Source organism: Ruegeria sp. SAZD011, from assembly GCF_059612545.1.
Genome location: NZ_JBXWQU010000031.1, coordinates 201799 through 224253 on the forward strand (window position 1 = coordinate 201799; position 22455 = coordinate 224253).

General features: G+C 65.3%; 22 protein-coding genes. 10 read left to right on the forward strand and 12 right to left on the reverse strand.

Translation table 11 applies throughout. From position 1 onward, the window contains the following. Positions 1 to 61 precede the first annotated feature (61 nt). Positions 62 to 925, reverse strand: coding sequence for a helix-turn-helix domain-containing protein (locus AC2FLM_RS17010; protein ID WP_234144923.1), 864 nt, complete (start codon positions 923 to 925; stop codon positions 62 to 64). A 104-nt stretch (positions 926 to 1029) separates the two neighbouring features. Between AC2FLM_RS17010 and AC2FLM_RS17015 the strand changes: the two genes are divergently transcribed. The 3 genes from AC2FLM_RS17015 to AC2FLM_RS17025 are packed head-to-tail and all read left to right on the forward strand — an operon-like array spanning position 1030 to position 3051. After that, positions 1030 to 1233, forward strand: a complete 204-nt coding sequence (locus tag AC2FLM_RS17015; protein WP_234137913.1) for a DUF2061 domain-containing protein — start codon at positions 1030 to 1032, stop codon at positions 1231 to 1233. Further along, a complete protein-coding gene (locus tag AC2FLM_RS17020) occupies positions 1226 to 2128 on the forward strand; it encodes a fatty acid desaturase (protein WP_496859248.1) in 903 nt (300 codons plus the stop codon). Before AC2FLM_RS17015 ends, AC2FLM_RS17020 begins: the two co-directional genes overlap by 8 nt. A 20-nt stretch (positions 2129 to 2148) precedes the next feature. Continuing rightward, complete coding sequence (locus AC2FLM_RS17025; protein ID WP_234218875.1) at positions 2149 to 3051, forward strand: EamA family transporter; 903 nt, start codon at positions 2149 to 2151, stop codon at positions 3049 to 3051. Positions 3052 to 3276: 225 nt separating this feature from the next. Here the strand turns inward: AC2FLM_RS17025 and AC2FLM_RS17030 are convergent, their stop codons facing one another. From AC2FLM_RS17030 to AC2FLM_RS17075, 10 genes are all read right to left on the reverse strand, one after another. Then, positions 3277 to 4680 (reverse strand): DEAD/DEAH box helicase, encoded by a 1404-nt coding sequence (locus AC2FLM_RS17030; RefSeq protein WP_496859249.1) that lies wholly within the window; start codon positions 4678 to 4680, stop codon positions 3277 to 3279. Between the two features lie 190 nt (positions 4681 to 4870). Continuing rightward, positions 4871 to 5803: a glycosyltransferase family 2 protein gene (locus tag AC2FLM_RS17035; protein WP_496859250.1), complete on the reverse strand. Its 933-nt coding sequence runs from the start codon at positions 5801 to 5803 to the stop codon at positions 4871 to 4873. 57 nt (positions 5804 to 5860) lie between these two features. Further along, complete coding sequence (locus tag AC2FLM_RS17040; protein ID WP_496859251.1) at positions 5861 to 6583, reverse strand: SDR family NAD(P)-dependent oxidoreductase; 723 nt, start codon at positions 6581 to 6583, stop codon at positions 5861 to 5863. Next, positions 6580 to 7356 (reverse strand): cyclase family protein, encoded by a 777-nt coding sequence (locus tag AC2FLM_RS17045; RefSeq protein WP_496859252.1) that lies wholly within the window; start codon positions 7354 to 7356, stop codon positions 6580 to 6582. Before AC2FLM_RS17045 ends, AC2FLM_RS17040 begins: the two co-directional genes overlap by 4 nt. Continuing rightward, entirely contained in the window at positions 7353 to 8609 is a 1257-nt protein-coding gene (locus tag AC2FLM_RS17050) for an SDR family NAD(P)-dependent oxidoreductase (protein ID WP_496859253.1), read from the reverse strand. Before AC2FLM_RS17050 ends, AC2FLM_RS17045 begins: the two co-directional genes overlap by 4 nt. Then, on the reverse strand, positions 8606 to 9781 hold the full coding sequence (locus tag AC2FLM_RS17055; protein ID WP_496859254.1) for a thiolase family protein: 1176 nt from the start codon (positions 9779 to 9781) through the stop codon (positions 8606 to 8608). The genes AC2FLM_RS17050 and AC2FLM_RS17055 overlap by 4 nt, the downstream gene beginning before the upstream one ends. Beyond that, positions 9781 to 11394, reverse strand: a complete 1614-nt coding sequence (locus AC2FLM_RS17060) for an AMP-binding protein (RefSeq protein WP_496859255.1) — start codon at positions 11392 to 11394, stop codon at positions 9781 to 9783. The genes AC2FLM_RS17055 and AC2FLM_RS17060 overlap by 1 nt, the downstream gene beginning before the upstream one ends. Further along, positions 11391 to 11867: an aromatic-ring-hydroxylating dioxygenase subunit beta gene (locus tag AC2FLM_RS17065; RefSeq protein ID WP_496859256.1), complete on the reverse strand. Its 477-nt coding sequence runs from the start codon at positions 11865 to 11867 to the stop codon at positions 11391 to 11393. The genes AC2FLM_RS17060 and AC2FLM_RS17065 overlap by 4 nt, the downstream gene beginning before the upstream one ends. 17 nt (positions 11868 to 11884) lie before the next feature. Then, positions 11885 to 13210 carry an aromatic ring-hydroxylating dioxygenase subunit alpha gene (locus AC2FLM_RS17070; RefSeq protein WP_496859257.1) on the reverse strand — a complete coding sequence of 442 codons (1326 nt, stop codon included), beginning with the start codon at positions 13208 to 13210 and terminating at the stop codon, positions 11885 to 11887. An 11-nt stretch (positions 13211 to 13221) separates the two neighbouring features. Beyond that, entirely contained in the window at positions 13222 to 14148 is a 927-nt protein-coding gene (locus tag AC2FLM_RS17075; protein WP_496859258.1) for a PDR/VanB family oxidoreductase, read from the reverse strand. 67 nt (positions 14149 to 14215) lie between these two features. Between AC2FLM_RS17075 and AC2FLM_RS17080 the strand changes: the two genes are divergently transcribed. The 4 genes from AC2FLM_RS17080 to AC2FLM_RS17095 all read left to right on the forward strand — a co-directional run bounded on the left by AC2FLM_RS17080 (position 14216) and on the right by AC2FLM_RS17095 (position 17665). Next, positions 14216 to 14674, forward strand: a complete 459-nt coding sequence (locus AC2FLM_RS17080; RefSeq protein ID WP_234166846.1) for a MarR family winged helix-turn-helix transcriptional regulator — start codon at positions 14216 to 14218, stop codon at positions 14672 to 14674. 113 nt (positions 14675 to 14787) lie between these two features. Next, on the forward strand, positions 14788 to 15804 hold the full coding sequence (locus tag AC2FLM_RS17085) for a TRAP transporter substrate-binding protein (protein WP_496859259.1): 1017 nt from the start codon (positions 14788 to 14790) through the stop codon (positions 15802 to 15804). Between the two features lie 56 nt (positions 15805 to 15860). Continuing rightward, complete coding sequence (locus tag AC2FLM_RS17090; protein ID WP_496859260.1) at positions 15861 to 16355, forward strand: TRAP transporter small permease; 495 nt, start codon at positions 15861 to 15863, stop codon at positions 16353 to 16355. Continuing rightward, the gene (locus tag AC2FLM_RS17095; RefSeq protein WP_234144936.1) at positions 16352 to 17665 is read left to right on the forward strand and encodes a TRAP transporter large permease; all 1314 of its coding nucleotides are present in this window, start codon (positions 16352 to 16354) and stop codon (positions 17663 to 17665) included. Before AC2FLM_RS17090 ends, AC2FLM_RS17095 begins: the two co-directional genes overlap by 4 nt. 2 nt (positions 17666 to 17667) lie before the next feature. On the opposite strand, the gene AC2FLM_RS17100 is transcribed toward AC2FLM_RS17095, so the two are convergent. Next, positions 17668 to 18099, reverse strand: coding sequence for an acyl-CoA thioesterase (locus AC2FLM_RS17100; RefSeq protein WP_496859261.1), 432 nt, complete (start codon positions 18097 to 18099; stop codon positions 17668 to 17670). Positions 18100 to 18276: 177 nt separating this feature from the next. Between AC2FLM_RS17100 and AC2FLM_RS17105 the strand changes: the two genes are divergently transcribed. Genes AC2FLM_RS17105 through AC2FLM_RS17115 form a run of 3 tightly spaced genes read left to right on the forward strand, consistent with a single transcriptional unit; the run spans position 18277 to position 22451 of the window. Then, positions 18277 to 18756, forward strand: a complete 480-nt coding sequence (locus AC2FLM_RS17105) for a MarR family winged helix-turn-helix transcriptional regulator (protein WP_234218850.1) — start codon at positions 18277 to 18279, stop codon at positions 18754 to 18756. A 6-nt stretch (positions 18757 to 18762) separates the two neighbouring features. Then, a complete protein-coding gene (locus AC2FLM_RS17110; protein ID WP_496859262.1) occupies positions 18763 to 20910 on the forward strand; it encodes a thiamine pyrophosphate-dependent enzyme in 2148 nt (715 codons plus the stop codon). Then, on the forward strand, positions 20907 to 22451 hold the full coding sequence (locus AC2FLM_RS17115; protein WP_496859263.1) for an indolepyruvate oxidoreductase subunit beta family protein: 1545 nt from the start codon (positions 20907 to 20909) through the stop codon (positions 22449 to 22451). The genes AC2FLM_RS17110 and AC2FLM_RS17115 overlap by 4 nt, the downstream gene beginning before the upstream one ends. Positions 22452 to 22455: the final 4 nt, after the last annotated feature.

Sequence of the window (22455 nt, forward strand, 5' to 3'; positions counted from 1 at the left end):
CGATTACCTCGGACGATCAGTATAGCACAAAACCCGGTCCTGCGCAGGACACGCCTGCGGTTCAGCCCGGAATCGCCGCCCTGAGCCGACGCAGATGGGCTGGCAGGTCGCGCGCGGTCAGATCCGCCTCGCGCACCAGCGTGTCGAACTGGCGGGTAAAGACCTCGATCCGGTCGCGGTCGCGAAAGGCCATGTAGTGGCTGCCCGCGTAGAACACGCAGAGCAGAGGGCCGAATATGGTCATCGGCGCCGAATAAAGCCGCTTGGCGTCGTAGAGATAGATGCGCAGCCGGGGATAGAGCTGTTCGCAAAGCGCCAGCAGATGGTCGATCTGTTCTCGCCGCACCGCCGGGTCGAGGCCTCGGTAATAGCCCGCGCCCTGGGCAAAGCTCTCCAGCTCGAACAGGGGCATGGCGATCTCGTAATCCGACTGGGCGCTGCGCATCCAGGCCAGCCGGTCCTCGGACGCGCCGATGGCCTGATCGGCCGTCCGGCCCAGATGCGGCGCATATTCCCATTCCAGCACCGCGCGGGTCTTGAGCATGTCGGGCAGGGCGGCGGGCACATAACGGATCTTGTAGCCTGCCGCCTCGCGGTGCCATTCATAGATGCGCTCGTCGACCAGCGCGCGCGGCGCCTCGGTCATTGTCAGCGAACTGGCCAGCAGTTCCGCCGCGCTTTCCGGTCGGTCCGACAAGCCCAGCAGCCAATCCGTAGATACCCCAAGCGCCGAGGCACAGGCGCCCACCACATGCCCATTGGGCAGCCGCGCACCGCTATCGGTCAGCAGTTGCGAAATCGTGGACCGGTCCACCCCCACATCGCGAGCCAATGCGCTTTGCGTGATCTGGCGCAGTTCCATCGCGCGGATCAGGCGCTGGCGGAACTGGGCGGCGCGATCTCGTTTGTCCATTCTATCCAACATGTGTTTATAAATATCACATTCGATGAATTTTGTTAATCATATTCAGAATTCTCACGCTGCGCGCCGCCGGATAACAAATTCGTGAACATGACAATGGAGGACATATGGACACGCGGCAGAGATCGGTGGTCAAGGCAGTGGTCTGGAACCTGCTGGGGCTGGTCACCATGACGCTGGTGGGGCTGGTGGCGACCGGATCGGTGGCGTTGGGCGGTACGCTGGCACTGGTGAACACGGCACTGGGTTTCACCCTCTACCTGGTCTACGAACGTGTCTGGGCCGGCATCCGCTGGGGCCGCCATGTCTGAGCCGCGCCTGCCCGAGCGCGCCGAATGGGGCACTTTCGCGCTGATCCTCGCCTGCTATGCCGCCTGGCTCTTGGTGATCTTCGGGCTGGCCGGGCTGTCGCTCTGGCTCGCCATTCCGGCGATGGGGCTGGTTGCGGCGCTGCATTCCTCGCTGACGCATGAGGCGCTGCATGGTCACCCGTTCCGCTATCGCTGGCTGAACGAGGCGCTGATGGCGCTGCCGCTGACGCTGTGCATCCCCTACAACCGGTTCCGCGACCTGCACCTGGCCCATCACCTGGATGCGAACCTGACCGACCCCTATGACGACCCCGAGAGCAACTATCTCGACCCCGCCATCTGGTCGCGCCTGCCGGGCTGGCAGCGGCGCCTCTATGCGCTGAACAACACGCTGGCGGGGCGCATGGTGCTGGGGCCGCTGATCGGAACCGCCTGTTTCCTGCGTGACGAGGCGCGCGGCGCGCTGCGCGGCGACCGCGCGATCCTCTTGGCCTGGGCGCTGCACCTGCCCGGCATGGCGGTGGTGCTCTGGGTGGTAACCCTGTCACCGATGCCCATTTGGGCCTTTGCGCTCTCAGCCTATATCGGGCTGGGCCTGCTCAAGATCCGCACCTTTCTGGAACATCGCGCGCATGAGAAATCGCGCGCCCGCACCGTGGTGATCGAGGATCGGGGGCTGTTGGCGTTCCTTTTCCTCAACAACAATTACCACGTGGTGCATCACATGAACCCGGGCGCCCCCTGGTATGCGCTGCCCGCGCTCTATCGGGCGGGCAAGGAGCGGTATCTCAGTTGCAACGAGGGCTACAGCTACGCCTCTTATGCCGAGGTGTTCCGCCGCTATTTCTGGCGCGCCAAGGATCCGGTGCCGCATCCGCTCTGGCCAAAGCCCTGATTTGAGGCCACAAGAGGCGCATGAGCCTCTGGATCCCTGTCACCCTCGCCGCCGCGCTGTTTCAGACCGTGCGGTTCATGCTGCAAAAATCGCTGGCGACGGTGAAACTGTCGGCCTCCGGCGCCACCTTTGCCCGCTTCCTCTATTCCGCGCCGCTGGCACTGGCGGGGCTCTTGATTGCCACCACCGCCGGTGGTTTTGATCTGCCGGAGCTGGGACCACGGTTCTGGCTGTTTGTCGCCATCGGCGGCACCGCCCAGATCCTTGCCACCATCTGCGTGGTGGCACTGTTCAAGCAACGCAACTTTGCCGTCGGCATCACCTTCAAGAAGACCGAGGTGATCCAGACCGCGATCGTCGGCTTTGTCATTCTGGGAGAGGGCGTGTCCTTCGGCGCGCTGGGTGCCATCTTGCTGGGGCTGGCAGCGGTGCTGCTCTTGTCGAAAACGCCCGGAGGATCTGGCGCCTGGTGGCGGCATCTGACCAACCGTGCCTCGCAACTGGGGCTGGGCTCGGGCGTTCTGTTTGCCTTTTCGGCGGTGAGCTACCGGGCGGCCTCGCTGGAACTGGGCGATCTCACGCCCTGGTTCCGGGCACTGGTGACGCTGGCCGCGGTGGTCTCGTTCCAGCTGGTGTCGATGGCGCTCTGGCTCTGGTGGCGCGACCGGGCGCAGCTGGCCGCCGTCTGGGCCACGCGGAACACCGGCGCCTTTGTCGGGCTCACCAGCCTGGGCGGGTCGTTCTGCTGGTTTCTCGCCTTCACGCTTCAGAACGCGGCCTATGTCAAGGCGCTGGGGCAGGTGGAGCTGATCTTCAGCCTGATGGCCTCGACCCTGTTTTTCCGGGAAAGGATCACTGGGCGCGAGATTGCGGGCATCGCGCTGCTCGGCCTGTCGATCCTGGCATTGGTGCTGGCGATCTGACCCGAGAGCGGGGCGCTCCCGCCCCCGGCCTGGTGCTCTCTGCGAGAGCCCCGTCCGGCGTTGGGCCGGGCCGCGCGTGCCGCGCGGCGGTCTTTTGCGAGGCGCTGCCTCGCGCTCCGGAGTATTTCTGACCAGAAAGAAGCCTGATCTGTCCAAGCCTCTTCATTTCGCCAAAAATACTCCGGGGGAGTCCGCAGGACGGGGGCAGCGCCCCCTTGCGCCCGCTCAGCTGGCGCGCCGCTCCTCGAAGCTGAGCGCGATGAAGCTGGGCAGGTGATCTCCCATCCCAACCACTTTGGCGCCGCGGTCTTCCTTGCGGTCGCGGCGGTCGTCGCCCTTGCGGCTGCGCGGCTCGCGCTTGTCGGTTTCGGGCTTGTCGGTCTCGCTGCGTCTCGGTTTTTCGGCTTCGCTGCGGCGGGATTTGTCGGCCTTGACCGGTTTTTCCTCGCGGCGGGGTTTCGCCTCGGCCCTTTCCTCGGTCTTGGCCGGGTTTTCGAGACGCGGGATCTCCTTCTGGATCAGCTTCTCGATGGCATCGAGCGCCTTTTCGTCACGCGGGATGCAGAGCGTGATCGCCTTGCCGTCGCGGCCCGCGCGGCCGGTGCGGCCGATCCGGTGCACGTAATCCTCGGGGTGGCCCGGCACGTCGAAGTTGAACACATGGCTCACCGAGGGCACATCCAGCCCGCGTGCGGCCACGTCCGAGGCCACCAGCAGGCGCAGTTTGCCTTCGCGGAACCCGTCCAGCGTCCGGGTGCGCTGGCTCTGATCCAGGTCGCCGTGGATCGGCGCCGCATCATAGCCGTATTTTTGCAGCGATTTCGCGACGATATCCACATCCGTCTTGCGGTTGCAGAAGATGATCGCGTTGGTGCATTTCTCGCCCTCGGCGTCGATCAGCGCCCGCAGAACGGCGCGTTTTTCGCTCGCTTCGCGGTCGCGGCGCGAGCCCTTGAACAGCACCACGCCCTGTTCGATGGTTTCGGATGCCGTGGCCTGGCGGGCGACCTCGATCCGTGCGGGCGCGCTGAGGAAGGTATTGGTGATCCGCTCGATCTCGGGCGCCATGGTGGCCGAGAAGAACAGCGTCTGCCGGGTAAAGGGGGTCAGGCTGAAGATACGCTCGATATCGGGGATGAATCCCATGTCGAGCATCCGGTCGGCCTCGTCCACCACCATGATCTGCACGCCGGTGAGCAAGAGCTTGCCGCGTTCGAAATGATCGAGCAACCGGCCCGGCGTGGCGATCAGCACGTCGACGCCCCGGTCGATCAGCGCATCCTGCTCCTTGAAGCTGACACCGCCAATGAGCAGCGCCTTGGTCAGTTTCAGGTGCTTGGTATAGGTGTCGAAATTCTCGGCCACCTGCGCGGCCAGTTCCCGTGTCGGACACAGGACCAGGCTGCGCGGCATCCGCGCCCGGGCGCGTCCACGGGCCAGCAGCGTGATCATCGGCAGCGTGAAACTGGCGGTCTTGCCGGTGCCGGTCTGGGCGATGCCCAACACGTCGCGACCCTCGAGGGCGGGCGGGATAGCGCCTGCCTGGATCGGAGTCGGCGTTTCATAGCCGGCCTCGTCGATGGCCTTGAGTACTTTGGGATTGAGGTTCAGTTCAGAAAATTTTGTCATGGGTGTCCGATGTTTGCGGACACTATTCGGGCCCGCACGTCTGTCGTATCGCCGGGTCCGTGCGACCTGATTGCGCGTCTTTCGCGTAACGGCTGGGCGGGGCATATCAAAAAGCCCGGCCAGCGTCAAATGTTGCGCATGCAGCACCGGCTTCGAGCGTCTTTGTTTCCATTCCGGAAACAGGTTGCTGTCAAAGGGGAAACTGTTTGAGCAGCGCCGCATCGAGGTCGAGCGGACGGTGCTTGAGCATGCCCTCGGCCCGCAACCGCGCCCGGCCTTCGGGGGTGGTTGCGTTCAACTCGTCGAAGAAGGCGCGCAAACCGGCTTCGCCTTCCTCTTCCTCGATACCGCTCAGCAGTTCGTGCATGCTCAGTCCGCCCGCCTCACGCGGGACATTGGGGGCCAGGTCAGGGCGATAGGACCCTTTGGCGATGCGATAGCGATAGGCGGCGATCCAGTGATCCCAATCGGCGCCGTGCCGGTGGCAAAGGTCGACCGTGTCCAACTCCACCTGGTGCGGGTTCATTACCTTGTTGCGAAAGATGTTGTGAATGCGGAAATCGACCTTTTCCATGCCGGTGCGGGCAAAGACCTTGCCGGCCACATGGCTCATGAAACCACCTTTTACAAAGGCGCCAAAAGTCGGGTAGAGGCGGCGCACGATGCCGTCTCGGGCCGGGCCGCCGGGGATGAACGCCTTGTAGAACGCATCCTCGCCCGCAAGAGCCTCGATCGGGCGCATCCGGGCGCAGAGCGTGTCGGCGGGTAGGCCCGACAGGATCGTCGCAATAGGCGTTTCGGACCAGATGAATTCATCCACGTCGATATGGGCCAGCCAGTCCACATCGGCACGGTTATAGGCATGGCGGGCATTCATCGTCTGGCGGGCCTGGTGCTTGACAGGGCGGGTCAGTTTGCGCCGCTGCCAGTAACTCTCGTCGCAGGCAAAGACCCGGATGCGCGGGTGTGCCTTGAGCCGCGAGAACACCGCCGGGTCGGGATCGTCGAGATAGAGGAACAGCCGATGCGCGCCCTGTTCCAGATGCCAGGCGGCAAAGCGGAGGATCTCTTGCTCGGGTGCCTTGACGGTGGCCACTACGCCCCAGGTCGGTAATGTGTTCATGGGGCTATTGGTGACCCGTGGGGTGAGCCTTGGCAAGGCGGGAAAGCGCGGGCAGCCTCAGATTTGCAGCGAGCCGATACTGGCCCCGCCGCAGACATAGAGCGTCTGACCGGTGACAAAGCTGTTTTCGGGATCGCAAAAGAACAGAAAGGCGCGGGTGACGTCATCGACGCGGCCCAGGCGGCCCATGGGGATACGCTTGGCCAGCGCCTCTTGCTGGGGGCTGTCCTTTTCCACGATGCCCCAGAAATTGTCAGTCAGGATCGGGCCGGGCGCCACCACGTTGACGGTGATGCCATGGGGGGCCAGCTCCAGCGCCCAGGTGCGCGCCATGCCGATCATGCCGGCCTTGGTGGCGCCATAGGCGGTGCGTGTGGGTGCGCCAAGGGCGGCGCGTGAGCCGTTGAACATCACCCGCCCGAACTGGCGCGTCTTCATCGCGGGCAGAAACGCCTTGAGCAGGGTCAGGGCGGACCCCAGATGCAGTTGCGCCAGCCCGGTGATGTCCGAGGGCTCGGCCTCTTCGATCAGGTTGGGCCAGATCAGGCCCGCATTGTGGATCAGGTGGGTAACCTCGTGGTTGGTCGCGACTTCAGCGGCGGCTTCGGCCACCGCCTGCGGGTCCAGGAGATCGGCCTCGACCGAGTGGAGGCGTGGGTGGCTGACCTCGGGCGCGTGGCGCGAGATCGACACGACCGTGTAGTCGCGCGCCAGGAGCGCCTGCGCCAGATCGGCGCCGATGCCCTTGTTGCCCCCGGTGATGACGGCGGTATGGGTCATGTCTCCTCCACCAGCGCCAGTACCCTGAGCGGGCTGCCGGTGCCGTTCTTGATCTTGAGGGGCGCTGCGATCAGCACCGCGCCGGTGGGCGGTAACTGATCAAGATCCGACAGGCATTGCAGCCCGAACCGCCCCGCGCCATGCAGATAGTAATGCGCCGGATAGGGCGGGGTATAATGGCTGCCCTGACCGGCATCGGTGCCCACGGTTTCGACGCCAAAGCCGCGAATGTCGCGCTGGTCGATCAGGAAGCGGATCGCTTCTGGCGTCGGTCCGGGCGAATGCGGTCCGTCCTCGCGCATGTTGAGGTATGCGGCACCGCGCCGTTTCGACCAGTCGGTGCGCATCAGCACCCAGGCCCCGGCGGGGATGCGGCCATGGGCGGCCTCCCAGCCTTCGATCAGGGGAACGGTCAGTTCGAAATCTTCGTCCTGCGCGGCACCTTGAGAACAGTCGATCACGCAGACCGGGCCGATGAAATCGGCCGGGTCGATCTCGTCCACCGCCGCGTGCGGCAGGTCACGGCCCGAGATCCAGTGCGCGGGCGCGTCGAAATGGGTGCCGGTGTGTTCGGACATCGAGATATTGTGCCATTTCCACGCCGGGCCGCGATGGTCATAGGCGCTGATCTCTTCCATCCGAAAGCGGGCGCATTGGCCGAATTCGGGCGGCAGGATGATGACCGGGAAATCGGGGTCGAGCGTGTGGGTCAGGTCGACAACCCGGATCTCTCCGCTGGCGATGCGGGTGGCAAGATTGGCCAGAGTGCTCATGCGCCTTCTCCTCCCAGCGTCATTTCGCGTTCCAGCACCTTGGGGTCGCGGCGAAAACGGTCGCGCAGGTCCTGGGCGATGTCGCCGCACCAGACGTCTTCCAATCCCCGTTGCAGCCCGTCCACGACAGAGCGGGCCAAGGCGGAGGCGGTGACGCGCGGCGGCGGCAGCGGCTGGTACCAGTCATCCTCTTCGGTGGGGCCGAAGAACACGTTCATCACTCTCAGGCCCGAGGGCCGGAATTCGGCGCGCAGCGACTGGCTGAGGGAATAGGCCCCCGCCTGGCTGGCGGAATAGGCGCCGAAGGGGCGGGCATTACTCAGCGCGCCGACACTCAGCAGGTTGACCCAGGCGGCGGCGGCATTCACGCCGTCCGAGGCGCGCGCGCACATGGCCGGACCAAAGGCCTGGGCCAGCCGCATCAGGCCGAGGAAATTCACCTCCAGTTCGTCGCGGGCAAAGCCGGTATCGCCTCGATCCAGCACGCCGCCGGGACGCAGGAACCGGGCGGTGTTGATCAGGATGTCGGTCTTGCCACCGATCTCGCCCGCCAGTTTCTGCACCGATGCGGTGTCGGTCACGTCCATCGGCAGGATCTGGACCCCCAGCGCCTCAAGTTCAGAACGCTGCGGATAGGGTCGCCAGCTTTCCGGCTCACCGGCGAAGATGATCGCCGCGCCCGCCTTTTGCAGGGCGCGGACCAGCGCTGGCGCTTGGGCACTGCGGGCATCGGTGATCAGCACGCGGCGGTGTTTGGGGTCGGCAGAGAGGGCACGCATCAGCGGGTCGTCCTCCATGTTCGGGGTGTCGGTTTCGGGCAGGGCGACCAGCACGCCCTGTCCCGACTGGTCGAGCCGGGCGGTGACGCGCACGCGGGCGTGGCGCGCCACATCGCCATGGATATGGGCGAGCACGGTGGGCCCGGCATCGAGCTGCACGGTGCCTGCGCGCCATGGCATCCGCTCGCGGAAGTAAAGGCGCGGCGAAGTCTGCACCGTGGTCTCGGCGATCAGCGTACCGCCTGGCGCCATGTCCTGCCATGGCAGGTCTGTGCTCAGGCAGGCGGAACAGGCATCGCGCGGCGGGTATTGCACCTTGCCGCAGTCGGCGCAGCGTTGCAGGGCAAACCGCCCCTCGGCGGCGGCGGCGGTCAGGTGGAGGGCGGCGCGCGAGCGAACCTCGGGCGGGCGCGTCGGCGAGACCGAGCGTTTCTGCGGGTCTTTCCTGGGCGGTGGGGATAGGGGATGGGTCATGCGCGCGCTCCGGTCGTGAGGACAGCGGCGCTGGAACAGAGGCCACGGTCGAAATTGATCAGCCCAAAGCCCGACACCAGCGCCCGTTCCGCGCCCGGCACCTGCGTGCCGCCCGCCTGTCCGGTGACCTGGCGGATCGCCTCGACCATGCCGATGAAGCCACCCGCTGCCCCGGCCTGACCGCCAGAAAGCTGCCCGCCCGAGGTGTTATGCGGGAAGTCGCCCGAAACGGTCAGATCCTTGTCGCGCAGAAACGCAGGGGCCTCGCCCTTGGCGCAAAACCCCAGATCCTCGATCTGCATCATCGAAATCACCGGATAGTCGTCATAGGTCTGCACCAGATCCATGTCCTGCGGTGCCATCCCGGCCTGATCCCAGAGCACATCCACATCCATCGTCCAGCCGCCGCGCAGCTGGATCGGGTCGTCGGCATGGGCATTGTGCCGCTCGATCGCGGCCGCCAGCCGGGCATAGGGCAGGTTCAGCGCCCGCGCCCGATCCTCGGACATGATCAGAAACGCTTCGGCCCCCGCGCAGGGCATCACGCAGTCAAACAGCGCGATCGGGTCGGCGATGGGGCGGGCACCCAGGTATTGCTCCATCGTCAGCGGTTTCTTCATCACCGCGTTGGGGTTTTTCAGCGCATTGGCACGCTGGGCCACGCAGAGCCGCCCGAAATCCTCGCGCGTGGCACCGTATTCGGTCATGTAGCGGTCGGTGAGCAGGGCAAAGCTCGCATTCGGGCCGCCGTAGCCATAGGGATAGCTGGCATCCATGGCAAAGCGCGAGAAGCTCGACAGGAGTTGCCGGAAACTGTCGATATGGTTGGTGTCGCCCGCCACGCAGGCGATGATTTCGGCGTCACCCGCCTGCACAGCGCGCGCCGCCCGGCGCAGGGCCACGCCCGCCGAGGCGCCGCCCATCGGGATATGGTCCAGCCAGCGCGGGCAGAGGCCCAGATGCTGGGTCAGCCCCACTGCGGTATCGGGGAACAGCGTGAAGGACGCGACCTGGAACCCATCGAGATCGCCGGGCTTCAGCCCCGCCGCCCGCAATGACCCGCGCAGGGCGGTGGCGATCCAGTGATGGGCGGTGTCGATGGAATAACGCTGATAGGGCGTCGAGAAGGGCGCCACCAGCGCCACGCCGTCATAGCTGGCAGGCCGCGCCATCACGCCACCTGCCGTTTCTTGAGATGGGTCAGCGTCACCGTGGCCGGATCCGCCAGCAGCGCCTCGGCCATCTCCTTCAGCGCCTTGCGCTGGATCTTCTGGGTCGGGGTCATCGGCAGGTTGTCCACAAAGGCAATATAGCCGGGCACCTTGTAATAGGCCATCTGAGTCAGCGCCCATTGGGCAATCTGATGGGCAAGATCGGGCGAGGGGGCATCGACGCGCAGGCAGGCGAACACCTCGTCCCCGCGCATCGGGTCGGGCACGGCGGCCACGCCCGCCGCGCGGATGGACGGGTGGCGCATCAGCACGCTTTCCACCTCGACCGCCGCGATATTTTCGCCCGAGCGGCGGATCACGTTCTTCTTGCGGTCCACGAAGAAGAACCGGCCCTGCGCGTCGCGGCGCACGATATCGCCGGTGTGGAACCAGCCGCCTTCCCAGGCCTCGGCGGTGGCCTCGGGGTTCTTGTCGTAATGCGAGAAAAAGCCGTAGCGCGGATCGGGACCGGCATTGCGGACGAGGAGTTCGCCCGGCTCGTCCGGGGCGGCGTCCTGCCCGGTATCGGTGACCACGCGGGCGGCAACCCAGCCTTCGGCCCGGCCCAGACAGGATTGGCCGATCAGCCGGTCATCTGTATGGGCGGCGATCACCGCGCCGGCGCCGGTTTCGGTCATCGCCCAGGCCTCGATCAGCGGAAAGCCGAACCGCGCCTCGAACCCGGCCTGCAATTTCGGGTCGATGCCCGCGCCAAAGCCGAAGCGCACCTGATGGGCGCGGTCCTGTGGTCCCTCGGGCAGGGACATCAGGATCGAGGGCATGACGCCCAGGTAATGCAGGCAGGTGGCGCGCGCCTTGGCCACATCGGCCCACCAGCTGGACGGGTGGAACCGGTCAAGCGCGATCAGGCAGCCGCCCACGGTGACCATCGCCATGAAGGAATAGGCCATGGCGTTCATGTGAAAGATCGGCAGGGGCGTGATCATCCGCTCACCCTTTTCGGTCAGCGAGGCGACCCCGCCCAGATCGGCATACCACCGCCCCGCCAGCAGGAAATAGGCATTGGGCAGCACGCAGCCCTTTGGGTTGCCGGTGGTGCCCGAGGTATAAAGCAGTGCCGCCTCGCGCGCCTCGCCCTCACGCGGCTCGGTCACGGCGGCATTTGCGCGGGGTGGGGGCGGGGCGTCCCCGGCCCCGATGACCGGGGCTGTGACGCCTGCCGCCATGGCCGCCGCGCGCAGCTCGTCCGCGCGGGCGGGCAGGGCGACGATCAGCGCCGGTTGCGCATGGCCGATCAGGTATTCCAGTTCCGCCGCCCGCAGGTCGGGGTTGATCGGCACGATAGACGCGCCGATGCGGTTGAGAGCGGCGAACAGCTCGAAGAACACGGGCCGGTTTTCCAACAGCGCCGCCACCCGCATCCCCGCGCCATAGCCCGCCCGTTCCAGCGCCTCGGCCCGCGCATCCACGCGTGCAAGGAAGGTGCCATAGCTGACTGGCCCAGCCGCGATGCCATAGGCCGCCGCCGTGCCGGGCAGCACGTCAAGCAGCGGGCGGTCCGGCCAGCGTGCCGCCGTGGCCGCGATGGCGGCATAAACCGTCTCGGTACTCACGGCAGCAGCTGGATATTGCCAAAGGCGGCGTCGCAATTGAGCAGCTCCACCTTCTTGCCCGCGATGCGGAATGCGCCGTCCACCAGTGCCAGGTCATGGGTCACGGTCAGCGCCAAAAGCTGCTGTTCGTCCAGCCGCGTCTCGACATAATGCATGTTGGTCACGGTCTGGAACTTGCCCGCCTCGGGGTCGAACACATCGACAAAGGGCCGTTGGATCACGTGGTTGCAGCGCGATTTGGGTTTCTGCGAGAATGTCCGCTCGCCATTCAGCCGCTCGACCCTGAGGCGCAGCATGAAATTGTCCTCGTAAAGGAACGAGGTCGCATTGACCGGATCGGCCTGCTTGTAGTCGAGCGGCATCCAGTAGATGGCATCGGGCAGCCACAGGTCGAGCCATTCGGTATAACGACCCTCGTCCAGCATCCGGGTTTCGGCATAAATGAAGTCGATCACGTCGTCGCGGGTGGTCATGGTTCCGCTCCCCTCGCTCATTCGGCGGCGACGCCGGGGGCGTCCTCCATGGACATGGTCATGAACTTGGCCCAGGCGTGGAACTGGTTGCGCATCTGCCGTTCGGTGGTGCCGTTTTCGACCGCTTCGGTCTCGAAATCCTCAGGCCCTGTATGCAACCGCCGGATATCGACCCATTGCATGCCCTCGGCATGCAGCCCCTCCTGCGCGCGCTCGTACATCTCCAGATCGTCATGGCCCACGATCGAAGTGGGGGCGTTGATCATCCGGTTATACATGGCAGACATGGCGGTCAGCTGCTCGGGCGCGCCGACCAGCCGGTAGACATAGCTTTCCACCAGCGTCCGGTCCGCCCCCAGCGGAATGAAGTTGCGCAGCTGCGTCAGCGGCGCCTTGATCATGATATTGGGGAAATAGACGGTGTTGTGCCGGTTCTCGTCCAGGATCGCCTTGGCGCGCTCCTCGCCGTAGCTCTCGACCATGGCCTCGAAATAGCCGGGGATGGCGTCATAGTTCGAATGGATCGACATGTTGACGCCGGTATGGCCGTGGCCATTGGGCCAGGTGCGGATGCCCATGTCCTCGAAGAACTCATAAGGGCTCATGAACGGCGCGATGATCTGCATCGCGGGCGGGCGCGGTTCGGGGTTGCCCATCTGCTCATAGATCTTGACTGCTGTCCCGGCCGAGCTTTCATGCGCGACCATCGGATGGCAGGTGTCGGTCTGGTTTTCGACCAGCATTTTCCAGTTGCACTTGTGCATGTAGCGCAGCGGCGGGCCGGAGATTTCCACGCGGCCTTCAGGCGCGCGGTCGACCATGTTGTCGATGGAACTGAGCGAGCCGCCAAAGAATTCGTCGAACCCGATCCCCTCTTCGGCCAGCCGGGCAAAGACAAAGCCGCGATAGTTGTGCACCGCACCCACCGCCTGCATCCCCTTGCCGTTCTGCGACTCGGCCAGGCCGGTGCCCTCGTATCCCTTCTTCAGCGGGATGGCGAGCAGGCAACCATCGGTCTTGAAGCTCCAGGCGTGATAGGGGCAGCGAAAGAACTTGCCGGTATTGCCGGCCCGGTCGATGGCGATCTTGGTGCCCTTGTGCGGGCAGCGGTTATAGAGAACCTTCACCTCGCCATCGGTGTGGCGCACCATGATCACCGGCTGGTCGCCCACCTGGGTGGTGATGTAATCGCCCTTGTTCGGGGTCTGGCTGTCATGGCCGACAAAGACCCAGGCATTGGTGAAAAGGTGGCGCATTTCCAGCCGATAGACCGCATCGCTGATATAGACATCGCGATGGACCTGGCCGGGCTGGATCATGGCCCTGATATCGTCCGCGTTCATGCCTTCCTCCCTTACAGATCCAGCACAAGGCGCGCGCTGAGCGCCCGGCTGACACAGATTTGCATGACCTTGCCGCTGTCGCGTTCGGCCTGGCTGAGCACCACGTCGCGGTGATCGGGGGTGCCCGCGATCACGTCGGTCTGGCAGATGCCGCAATCGCCGCGTTGGCAATCATAAAGCGGGTCGAGGCCCGCGGCCTCGAGCGCCTCGATGATGGTCTGGTCGGGCGCCACGGTGATGACCTGGCCTGACGAGGCAATCTCGATCTCGAAGGCGCTGTCGCCCGCGCTGAGCGCGGCATTGGTGAACAGCTCCACATGGATCTCGGCGATACCCGCCGCCTCGGCGGCGGTGCGTGCGGCGTCGATCATGCCTTTCGGTCCGCAGATATAGAGGGCGTGATCGGTCAGACCCGCCATCAGCGTGTTCAGGTCCAAGGGCGCGGTATCGTCGTAATGGGGATGGTAGCGGTCGCCAAAAGCAGCGGCCAGGCGGTCGACATAGGCCATGTCGCCCGCGCTGCGGCCCGCATGATGAAAGGTGAACACGCGCCCCGACGCTGCCAGTTCCGTGGCCATCGAGATCAGCGGCGTCACCCCGATCCCACCTGCCAGCAGGGCGACAGGCTTGTCACCGGGATGCAGTTCGAAATCGTTTTTGGGGGCGGTCGCCGTGATCGTGTCGCCCTCGGAAAGGGCATGCATGGCGCGGCTGCCACCATCGCCCTCGTCTTCGCGCTGAACCGCGATCTGCCAGGCGCCGGGCTGCCGCTCGGGCCAGTCGATCAGCGAATAGGCGCGCGGCCCGGCTGCTGTCTGCACCTCGATATGGGCGCCGGCACTATGGTCGGGCAGGGGGTCACCTTCGGCCGCGACCAGGGTAAAGGCCGAAATCCGCTTGGTCACGGCCTGTTTCTGCGCAATTCTCAGCAAAAGCATGTTTCGGCGCCTCCCTGTCGGAAATATGAAAAATCATATAAATCGAGTCAAGACAAATTCAGGACCCATGACCGAAACGCGCGACGACACCTTTGTTTCCGGCTATCTGCTGTACCTTCTGGCCGCCTCCAGCGAGGAGGCCAGCGCCCAGTTTCACGACCATATCCGCGCGCAGGGGCTGCGGGTGCCCGAATGGCGGGTGCTGGCCTGTCTGGTGGACAATGACGCGATGATGATCACCCGGCTGGCCAAACTGTCGCTGATGGAACAGTCGAGGATGACCCGGATCGTTGATCAGATGGACGCGCGCGGGTTGGTAACACGGGTGGCCGATGCAAAGGACAAGCGCCGCGTGCGGGTGCGGCTGACCGATGACGGCCGCGCGCTGGCCGAGTCGCTGGTCGCCTCGGCGCGCGCGCATGAGGCGCGGCTGCTCTCGGCGCTGGCCGATACCGATGCCGCCCGGATCAAGGGGGTTTTGCGCACCTTGCTGGATGTGCTGGACCGCCCGGCCGAGGGGGCATGATCCGGGATACATGCAATTTCATATTTCTTGACAAGAGGCAAAGCTGGGTGTGATGCTGGCCGGTGAACGGGTGCCCGGATGCTCTGGCGCACCGATTCACGAGGGAGGAAGACATGAAGCATTTTGCACGGCTGGCCGCCGCCGCGATCCTGGCCGCCAGCACCGGCGCCGCCGCCTGGGCCGCCGATACCACCTTGCGCATTTCCACCTGGCTGCCGCCCACTCACGGGATCAATACCGAGATTTTCGCCGGGCTGATCGGGATGATGGAAGACGCGACCGACGGGCAGGTCAGCGGCGAGCTGGTCTTTGGCCTGGCGCCGCCGCCGGCACAGATGGACCTGATCCAGGACGGCGCCGCCGACATGGCGATCATCTTTCATGGCTACCAGCCGGGCCGGTTCATCGGCACCAAGCTGATCGAACTGCCGGGATACGAGGGCAATGCCGAGGCCGCCTCGGTCGCCTATTGGCGCGTGCATACCCAGCATCTGGGCAAGCTGGGCGAGCATCGCGGCGTCAAGCTGGTGGCGCTCAACACCCATGGGCCGGGCCAGATCCACACCAGCAAGGACGTGGCCACGCTGGCCGACCTGAACGGGTTGAAAACCCGGATCGGCGGCGGTGTCGCCGGGGATGTGGGCGCCGCGCTGGGCCTTGTTGGCATCAACGTGCCCGCGCCCAAGGTCTATGAGACGCTGGAATCGGGTGCCGCCGACGCGGTGGCAATGAACGTGGGCGAACGGGTGGGCTTCAAGCTCAACGAAGTGGCCAAGAACCTCTATGACATGCCCGGCGGGCTTTATCGCGGCTCATTCGCCATCATCATGAGCCAGGAGACCTTTGACAGCCTGCCCGCCGACGTGCAGGCGGCGCTGGATGAAAAGGTGTTCGGCGAACCGGCCAGCCGCATGGCGGGCGCCGCATGGGACAAGTCCGACATGATCGCCTATGAGGCGACGCGCGGTACCGAGGGCGCCAAGATCGTCGAGGCCTCGGCCGAGGATCAGGCGGCATTCGCCGCCATCGCCGCCGAGGTGACCGCCAAGGTGCTGGCCGAGCTTGAGGCCGCGGGCGTCGATGCCCAGGCCGCCTATGACATGGTCAAGGCCGAAATGGCCGCCAACTGAGCGGCAGGACCGGCGCCGCGCGGGTGCGGCGCCGGGTCTGATAATATGACATCATGATGAAACGCGTTCTTTCTCTTTCGGTCTGGCTGCCGGGGCTGCTGGCCTCGGCGGCGCTGTTCGTGCTTATGGTGATGACCTTTGCCGATGTGCTGCTGCGCTCGATCTTCAACGCGCCCATCGAGGTGGCCGCCGATCTGACGCGGTTGTTGATGGCGGTCATGGTGTTTTCGGTGATGCCGGTGCTGTCGGGCCGGAACGCCCATGTCAGTGTCGATCTGCTGGACGGCCCGTTCCACCGCCTGCGCCTGTCGCGCTGGCGCGACGCGGCGGTCTGCCTGTTCTGCGGCATCATCCTATTCTGGCCCGCCAGCCGGGTCTATGACCTGGCCGAACGGTCGCGATCCTATGGGGATGTGATGGAATATCTGCGCTTGCCGCTGCATTATGTGGGCTGGTTCATTGCCTTGCTGACCCTGATCACGGCGGTGGTGCTGGTGGTGCGGGGTGTGCTGCTGCTGGTCGCGCCACGCCTGGCGGGAGGCGCCTCATGACGGCCTCCCTGATTGGTTTTGCCGCGGTTCTGGGGCTGATCCTGCTGCGTGTTCCCATCGCCTTTGCCATGGGCTTTGTCGGCATGGTCGGCTTCATGACCGAGACCAGCTTTCGCGCCTCGATCTCGATGGTGGCGCGGCTGATCATCGACACCAGTCAGGACTATGGCCTGTCGGTGGTGCCGCTGTTCATCCTGATGGGCCTGTTCGTGAACAAGGGCGGCATCAGCCGCGAGCTTTACGCCGCCTCGAACGCCTTTCTGGGCCATCTGCGCGGCGGTCTGGCGATGGCGACCATCGTGGCCTGTGGCGGATTCGCCGCCATTTCCGGCTCGTCGCTGGCCACGGCCGCCACCATGGCCAAGGTGGCCATGCCCGAGATGCGGCGGTTCGGCTATTCCGACTCGCTGTCCACCGCCTCGATCGCGGCGGGGGGGACGCTGGGCATCCTGATCCCGCCCTCGGTCATTCTGGTGATCTATGGGCTGTTGACCGAGACCTCGATCGGCAAGCTGTTTGTCGCCGGTATCGTGCCGGGGATGCTGGGCATCCTGCTGTACCTCTGCGCGGTGCGCTGGACGGTCTGGCGCAATCCGGCGGCGGGCCCCGCGGGCGAGCGGGTGCCGCTGCGCGGGCGGTTGGCCGCCCTGCGCGAGGTCTGGGCGGTCATGCTGTTGTTCTTCCTGGTGATCGGCGGGCTTTACGGCCTGTTCGACGTGCCGCCGCTCAACATCAACTTTTCCCCGACCGAGGCGGCAGGGATGGGGGCGATGGGTGCCTTCCTGATCGCGCTGGCGCGGCGCCGGCTCACGCTCAAGGATACGCTTGAGGTGCTGCTGGAAACCTCGATCACGGCGGCCAGCCTGTTCGCGGTGCTGATCGGCGCCTGGATATTCTCCAACTTCGTCAATATCGCCGGGCTTCCAACAGCGCTGAGCGATCTCATCACCACTTACGAGCTGCGCCCGTGGCAGGTGATGGCGGTGATCCTGGCGATCTATATTGCGCTCGGTTGCGTGTTTGAATCGCTGTCGATGCTGCTGCTCACCGTGCCGATCTTCTTTCCGCTGGTGACCGGGCTGGGCTATGACCCGATCTGGTTCGGCATCGTCGTGGTGGTTGTGACCGAGATCAGCCTGATCACCCCGCCCGTGGGGCTGAATGTCTTCGTGCTCAAGGGCGTGGTCGGCGACGTGACCACCGGCACCATCTTTCGCGGGGTGACCCCGTTCTGGATGGTCGACATCATCCGCCTGGCGCTGTTGCTGGCGGTGCCGGCGCTGGCGCTCTACCTGCCCGGGCAGATGTAGGATCAGAACCCGAGTTCATCGGCAGTAGCGATGCGCGCCTCCAGCGCCTCGCGCATCGCATCCGGCCATGGGATCGAGGTGTGTTTGTCCAGATCGCTGGCGGCCAGAACCTGGGTCGAGGACCAGCGGATTTCCTCACCGCAACTGATCCGGTGGCGGACGGTGACAGACGAACGACCCACCTTGACCACCCCAAGTTCGAACCGCAGCGTCTCGCCAAAGAACGAAGGTTTCGAGAAATCGCAGCTCAGGTGAACCGTCGGCGTGCCCCACCGCTCGTTCCAGATGATGTGGTGCCACGGAAAGCCCATGACGGCCCAGAACTCCTCGTTCACGCTGTTGAGAATGTCGAGGTAGGAGGGGAAATAGGCGGTCCCTGAAATGTCGCAGTCGCCGAAACGTAGTTCGCGCTCTGTGATGAAGATCTTGTCCATGTCTCGGGTTCGCCCTCTCTTTGGTCCTGTTGTTCCCGCCCGTGATTGCCGGGTCGGGCGGATTTGACAAGCCCGAAGCTGGAAAACCGGTGGCTTGCGTCGCCATGGGGATCAAGTTACTTGCATTTGCATATAATTTCGGAAATTCTGGGCGGTAGAAACGACCGAAAGACCCGAATGGCCGAATCGACCGATCAGAACGAATATCTCAGGGACTTGGCCGAAATCGGCCTTGAAGGCTATGCGCCATACCTCATGAACCGGATCATGGGGCGGTATAACGCCAACCTTCGTAAGGAGATGACGGCGCTGGGGCTGAGCACCGCCAAGATGCGGGCGCTGGCGATCCTGTCGGCCAAGGATGGTTTGCCCATCGGAACGCTTGGCATCTACGCTGTGGTCGAGCAATCAACCTTGTCACGGGCGCTGGATGGTTTGCAGGCCGATGGGCTGGTGCGTCGCGAGGTGGATAGCGACGATCAGAGGTCCAGCCGCGTCTACCTGACACCTGAAGGGCGGGCTGTCTATGACCGTCTCTGGCCGCATATGCGGGCCAGCCATGACCGGATGTTCAAGGGCATCTCCTCGGCGGAGCGCCATGCCTTGCTGGCGACATTGAACAAGATGCTCACCAATATCCGCATCCACGAGATCTGACGTACGATGGCGGAACGATCCTTCAAACGAGAGGTTCAGGACCTCAAACTCGGTGCCGGCGAGACCTTCACCGGCGAGGGCATTCTGGCGATCACCAAGGCGCTGCTGGAATCCGGCGTCGGCTATGTGGGGGGCTATCAGGGCGCGCCGATCAGCCACCTGATGGACGTCTTGGCCGATGCGCAGGACCTGCTGGGCGAACTGGGTGTGCGCTACGAGGCGAACGCGTCCGAGGCCGCGGCTGCGGCCATGCTGGCGGCTTCGGTCCATTACCCGATCCGGGGCGCGGTCACCTTCAAGGGCGCGGTGGGGGTCAATGTGGCCTCGGACGCGTTGGCCAATCTGGCCTCGTCCGGCGTCACCGGTGGGGCGCTGGTGATCGTGGGCGAGGATTATGGCGAGGGCTCCTCGATCATGCAGGAACGCAGCCATGGTTTTGCGATGAAATCGCAATTCTGGCTGCTCGACCCGCGCCCGAACCTGCCGTCCATCGTGCAGGCGGTAAAACAGGGGTTTGAGCTGTCCGAGGCGTCGAACACGCCGGTCATGCTGATGGTGCGGATCCGCTCCTGCCACGTCACGGGGCAGTTCGCATGCGCCGACAATCTGCGCCCGCCGCTCAGCGTGCGCGACGCGCTGTCGGAGCCACGCCGCGATTTCGCTCGCGTCGTGCTGCCGCCGATGTCCTATCAGCATGAGCGCGACAAGGTGGAAAACCGCTGGCCCGCGGCCGAGCGGTTCATCACCGAACAGGGGCTGAACGAGATGTTCGGCCCCGAGACCGCGCCCGTGGGGTTTGTGGTGCAGGGCGGCATGTATAACGGCGTCATTCGCGCGCTCCAGCGGCTGGGTCTGGCCGATATCGAGGGCCGCTCGGCCATCCCGCTTTATGTGTTGAACGTGACCTATCCGCTGGTGAAGGATGAGTTTCTGGCGTTTGCCGAGGGTAAGGAGGCGCTGCTGGTTGTTGAAGAGGGGCAGCCCGAGTTCATCGAACAGGGGCTGGCCGCGATGCTGCACCGGGCCGGGTCGCAGGTGCGCCTGCTTGGCAAGGGCCTCTTCCCCATGGCGGGCGAATATACTGGCCAGATCATGCTCGACGGGATCGCTGGGTTCTTGAAGGACACCGCGCCGCAACTGTTGCCGGGGCAGGTGATTGCCCCCAATGCGCCGCCGCCCGAGATGCCCGACCTGTCGCAGACCGTACCGATCCGGCCGCCGGGCTTCTGCACCGGCTGCCCGGAACGGCCCATCTTTGCCGCGATGAAGCTGGTCGAACAGGAACTGGGCAAGCACCAGATCACCGGCGATATCGGCTGTCACCTCTTTGCCGCCCTGCCGCCCTTCGAGATCGGCGGTTCGACCATGGGTTACGGGCTTGGCCCGGCCTCGAACGCGGCGTTTGACGGTGGCGGCGCGCGGCGCGCGGTCTCGTTCATCGGCGATGGCGGGTTCTGGCATAACGGGCTCAGCTCCTCGATAGGCAACATGGTGTTCAACCGCTCGGACAGCGTGGCCATCGTGGTGGACAACTACTATTCGGCGGCCACCGGCGGGCAGGATGTGCTGTCCTCGCGCGCCAAGAACGCCAGCAAGGCCACCGGAAACCCGATTTCCAAGGCGCTGGAAGGGGTAGGGGTGAAATGGGTGCGCCAGATCGACCGCACCTATGACGTGGGCCATATGCGCGACACCATCCGCGAGGCGCTGACCACCGATTATGACGGGCCGAAACTGATCGTGGCCTCGTCGGAATGCATGCTGAACCGGCAGCGGCGCGAGAAACCGTTGCGGGCACAGGCGATCCGCGAGGGGCGCCGGGTCGAGGCGCCGCGCTTTGGCGTGGATGCCGACATCTGCACCGGCGATCACGCCTGTATTCGCCTCTCGGGCTGTCCCTCGCTGTCGCTCAAGCTGCTGGACGACCCGCTGCGCGACGATCCGGTGGCCAGCATCGACCAGACCTGCGTCGGTTGCGGCAATTGTGGTGAGGTGGCGGATGCCGCGGTTCTGTGCCCCTCGTTCTATCGCGCGGACCTGGTGCACAATCCGGGGCGGTGGGAGCGGCTTTTGGCAGGCTGGCGCAGTCGCATCATCACATGGCTGCAAGCGCGCCGTGCCCGGCGGGTGCTTGATTTCGGAGAGGTGTCATGACCCGGATGGATAGCGTGATGACCCCGCAGGGCGCCGACAGCGCCCGCGCGATCACCAAACTGGTGGTCATGGCCGTGGGCGGGCAGGGCGGCGGCGTGCTGACCGGCTGGATCGAGGCGGTGGCCCGCGCCGCTGGCCGGGCGGTACAGGCGACCTCGGTCGCGGGCGTGGCCCAGCGCACCGGCGCCACCATCTATTACATCGAAATCGCCCCCGAGGGTGTGGCGGCGCCGGTCTTTTCCCTGGCCCCCGCTGCCGGAGATGTCGACATCCTGATCGCCGCCGAGATGATGGAGGCGGGACGGGCGATCCAGCGCGGCTTTGTCACCCCGGATCGTACCGTGCTGATCGCCTCGGAACACCGGGCGCTGGCGGTGTCGGAAAAGATGGTGCCGGGAAACGGCATCGCGCGCGCCGAAGAGGTGATGGCCGCAGCCGGTATCGCCGCGCAGCGGTTTCTGAGTGCCGATATGGAGCGGCTGGCGGTCGCCAAGGGGTCGGTCATCTCGGCCAGCCTGTTTGGCGCGCTGGCGGGATCGGGTGCGCTGCCCTTCCCGCGCGAGGCGTTCGAGGCGGCAATCCGCCATTCGGGCAAGGGGGTCGAGGCCAGCCTTGCCGCCTTTGCCGCCGGGTTCGAAGCGGTCCGGGGGGCGACGCAGCCTCCGCAGGCAGAAGCACCAAAACGCGCGCCCGAGATAACCGGTCCGGCTTCGGCCTTGGCCGACTGGGCCGCGCTCATGGACCGGGTGTCGGCGTTGCCGGAACCCGCCCGCGACATGGCCCGCGCGGGGTTGCAAAAGGTGGTGGCGTTTCAGGATTGCGCCTATGGCGTGGCCTATCTGGACCACCTGCACCGGGTCGCGGCGATGGATGACCCGACCCGCGATCATGCGCTGACCCACGAGGCGGCCAAGTACATTGCCAATGCCATGGCCTATGACGATGTGATCGGGGTGGCCGGGCGCAAGACGCGGGCCGCCCGGCGCGCGCGTATCGACAACGAAATGGGACGCGCACCGGAACAGGAGATGCAGGTGACCGAGTTTCTGCACCCCCGTGCCGAGGAAATCGCCTCGCTCCTGCCGGCGGGACTGGGCGCGCGGGTGACCGCCTCGCCGCGCTGGATGGCGCGGCTGGATCGCTGGTTCGGCCATGGCCGCCGCATCCGTAGCGACCGGGTGACCGGGTTCCTGCAACTTTATCTCTTGGCCGGGTTGCGCGGCTATCGTCGTCGCACCCTGCGGCACGCGCAGGAACAGGCGCATCTGAATACCTGGCTGGCCCGGGTGACCGAGGCGCGGCAGGCCGACTACGATCTGGCGGTGGAACTCTTGCGCTGTCGCAGGCTGATCAAGGGCTATTCCGACACCCATGCGCGGGGCCTGTCCAAGTTCGATCGTGTGATGGCAGGGGTCGAACTGGTCGCGGGACGCGACGATGCCGCCGACTGGATGCGGCGGCTTCGTGAGGCGGCGTTGCAGGATGAGGAAGGCCGGGCGCTGGACGGTGCACTTCAGACGGTCCGCTCCTTTGCGGGGTGATGTC

Excerpts from the sequence above, each read along its gene's own strand:
- AC2FLM_RS17010 (WP_234144923.1), bottom strand. The coding sequence starts at position 925 with ATGTTGGATAGAATGGACAAACGAGATCGCGCCGCCCAGTTCCGCCAG.
- AC2FLM_RS17015 (WP_234137913.1), top strand. The coding sequence starts at position 1,030 with ATGGACACGCGGCAGAGATCGGTGGTCAAGGCAGTGGTCTGGAACCTG.
- AC2FLM_RS17020 (WP_496859248.1), top strand. The coding sequence starts at position 1,226 with ATGTCTGAGCCGCGCCTGCCCGAGCGCGCCGAATGGGGCACTTTCGCG.
- AC2FLM_RS17025 (WP_234218875.1), top strand. The coding sequence starts at position 2,149 with ATGAGCCTCTGGATCCCTGTCACCCTCGCCGCCGCGCTGTTTCAGACC.
- AC2FLM_RS17030 (WP_496859249.1), bottom strand. The coding sequence starts at position 4,680 with ATGACAAAATTTTCTGAACTGAACCTCAATCCCAAAGTACTCAAGGCC.
- AC2FLM_RS17035 (WP_496859250.1), bottom strand. The coding sequence starts at position 5,803 with ATGAACACATTACCGACCTGGGGCGTAGTGGCCACCGTCAAGGCACCC.
- AC2FLM_RS17040 (WP_496859251.1), bottom strand. The coding sequence starts at position 6,583 with ATGACCCATACCGCCGTCATCACCGGGGGCAACAAGGGCATCGGCGCC.
- AC2FLM_RS17045 (WP_496859252.1), bottom strand. The coding sequence starts at position 7,356 with ATGAGCACTCTGGCCAATCTTGCCACCCGCATCGCCAGCGGAGAGATC.
- AC2FLM_RS17050 (WP_496859253.1), bottom strand. The coding sequence starts at position 8,609 with ATGACCCATCCCCTATCCCCACCGCCCAGGAAAGACCCGCAGAAACGC.
- AC2FLM_RS17055 (WP_496859254.1), bottom strand. The coding sequence starts at position 9,781 with ATGGCGCGGCCTGCCAGCTATGACGGCGTGGCGCTGGTGGCGCCCTTC.
- AC2FLM_RS17065 (WP_496859256.1), bottom strand. The coding sequence starts at position 11,867 with ATGACCACCCGCGACGACGTGATCGACTTCATTTATGCCGAAACCCGG.
- AC2FLM_RS17070 (WP_496859257.1), bottom strand. The coding sequence starts at position 13,210 with ATGAACGCGGACGATATCAGGGCCATGATCCAGCCCGGCCAGGTCCAT.
- AC2FLM_RS17075 (WP_496859258.1), bottom strand. The coding sequence starts at position 14,148 with ATGCTTTTGCTGAGAATTGCGCAGAAACAGGCCGTGACCAAGCGGATT.
- AC2FLM_RS17080 (WP_234166846.1), top strand. The coding sequence starts at position 14,216 with ATGACCGAAACGCGCGACGACACCTTTGTTTCCGGCTATCTGCTGTAC.
- AC2FLM_RS17085 (WP_496859259.1), top strand. The coding sequence starts at position 14,788 with ATGAAGCATTTTGCACGGCTGGCCGCCGCCGCGATCCTGGCCGCCAGC.
- AC2FLM_RS17090 (WP_496859260.1), top strand. The coding sequence starts at position 15,861 with ATGAAACGCGTTCTTTCTCTTTCGGTCTGGCTGCCGGGGCTGCTGGCC.
- AC2FLM_RS17095 (WP_234144936.1), top strand. The coding sequence starts at position 16,352 with ATGACGGCCTCCCTGATTGGTTTTGCCGCGGTTCTGGGGCTGATCCTG.
- AC2FLM_RS17100 (WP_496859261.1), bottom strand. The coding sequence starts at position 18,099 with ATGGACAAGATCTTCATCACAGAGCGCGAACTACGTTTCGGCGACTGC.
- AC2FLM_RS17105 (WP_234218850.1), top strand. The coding sequence starts at position 18,277 with ATGGCCGAATCGACCGATCAGAACGAATATCTCAGGGACTTGGCCGAA.
- AC2FLM_RS17110 (WP_496859262.1), top strand. The coding sequence starts at position 18,763 with ATGGCGGAACGATCCTTCAAACGAGAGGTTCAGGACCTCAAACTCGGT.
- AC2FLM_RS17115 (WP_496859263.1), top strand. The coding sequence starts at position 20,907 with ATGACCCGGATGGATAGCGTGATGACCCCGCAGGGCGCCGACAGCGCC.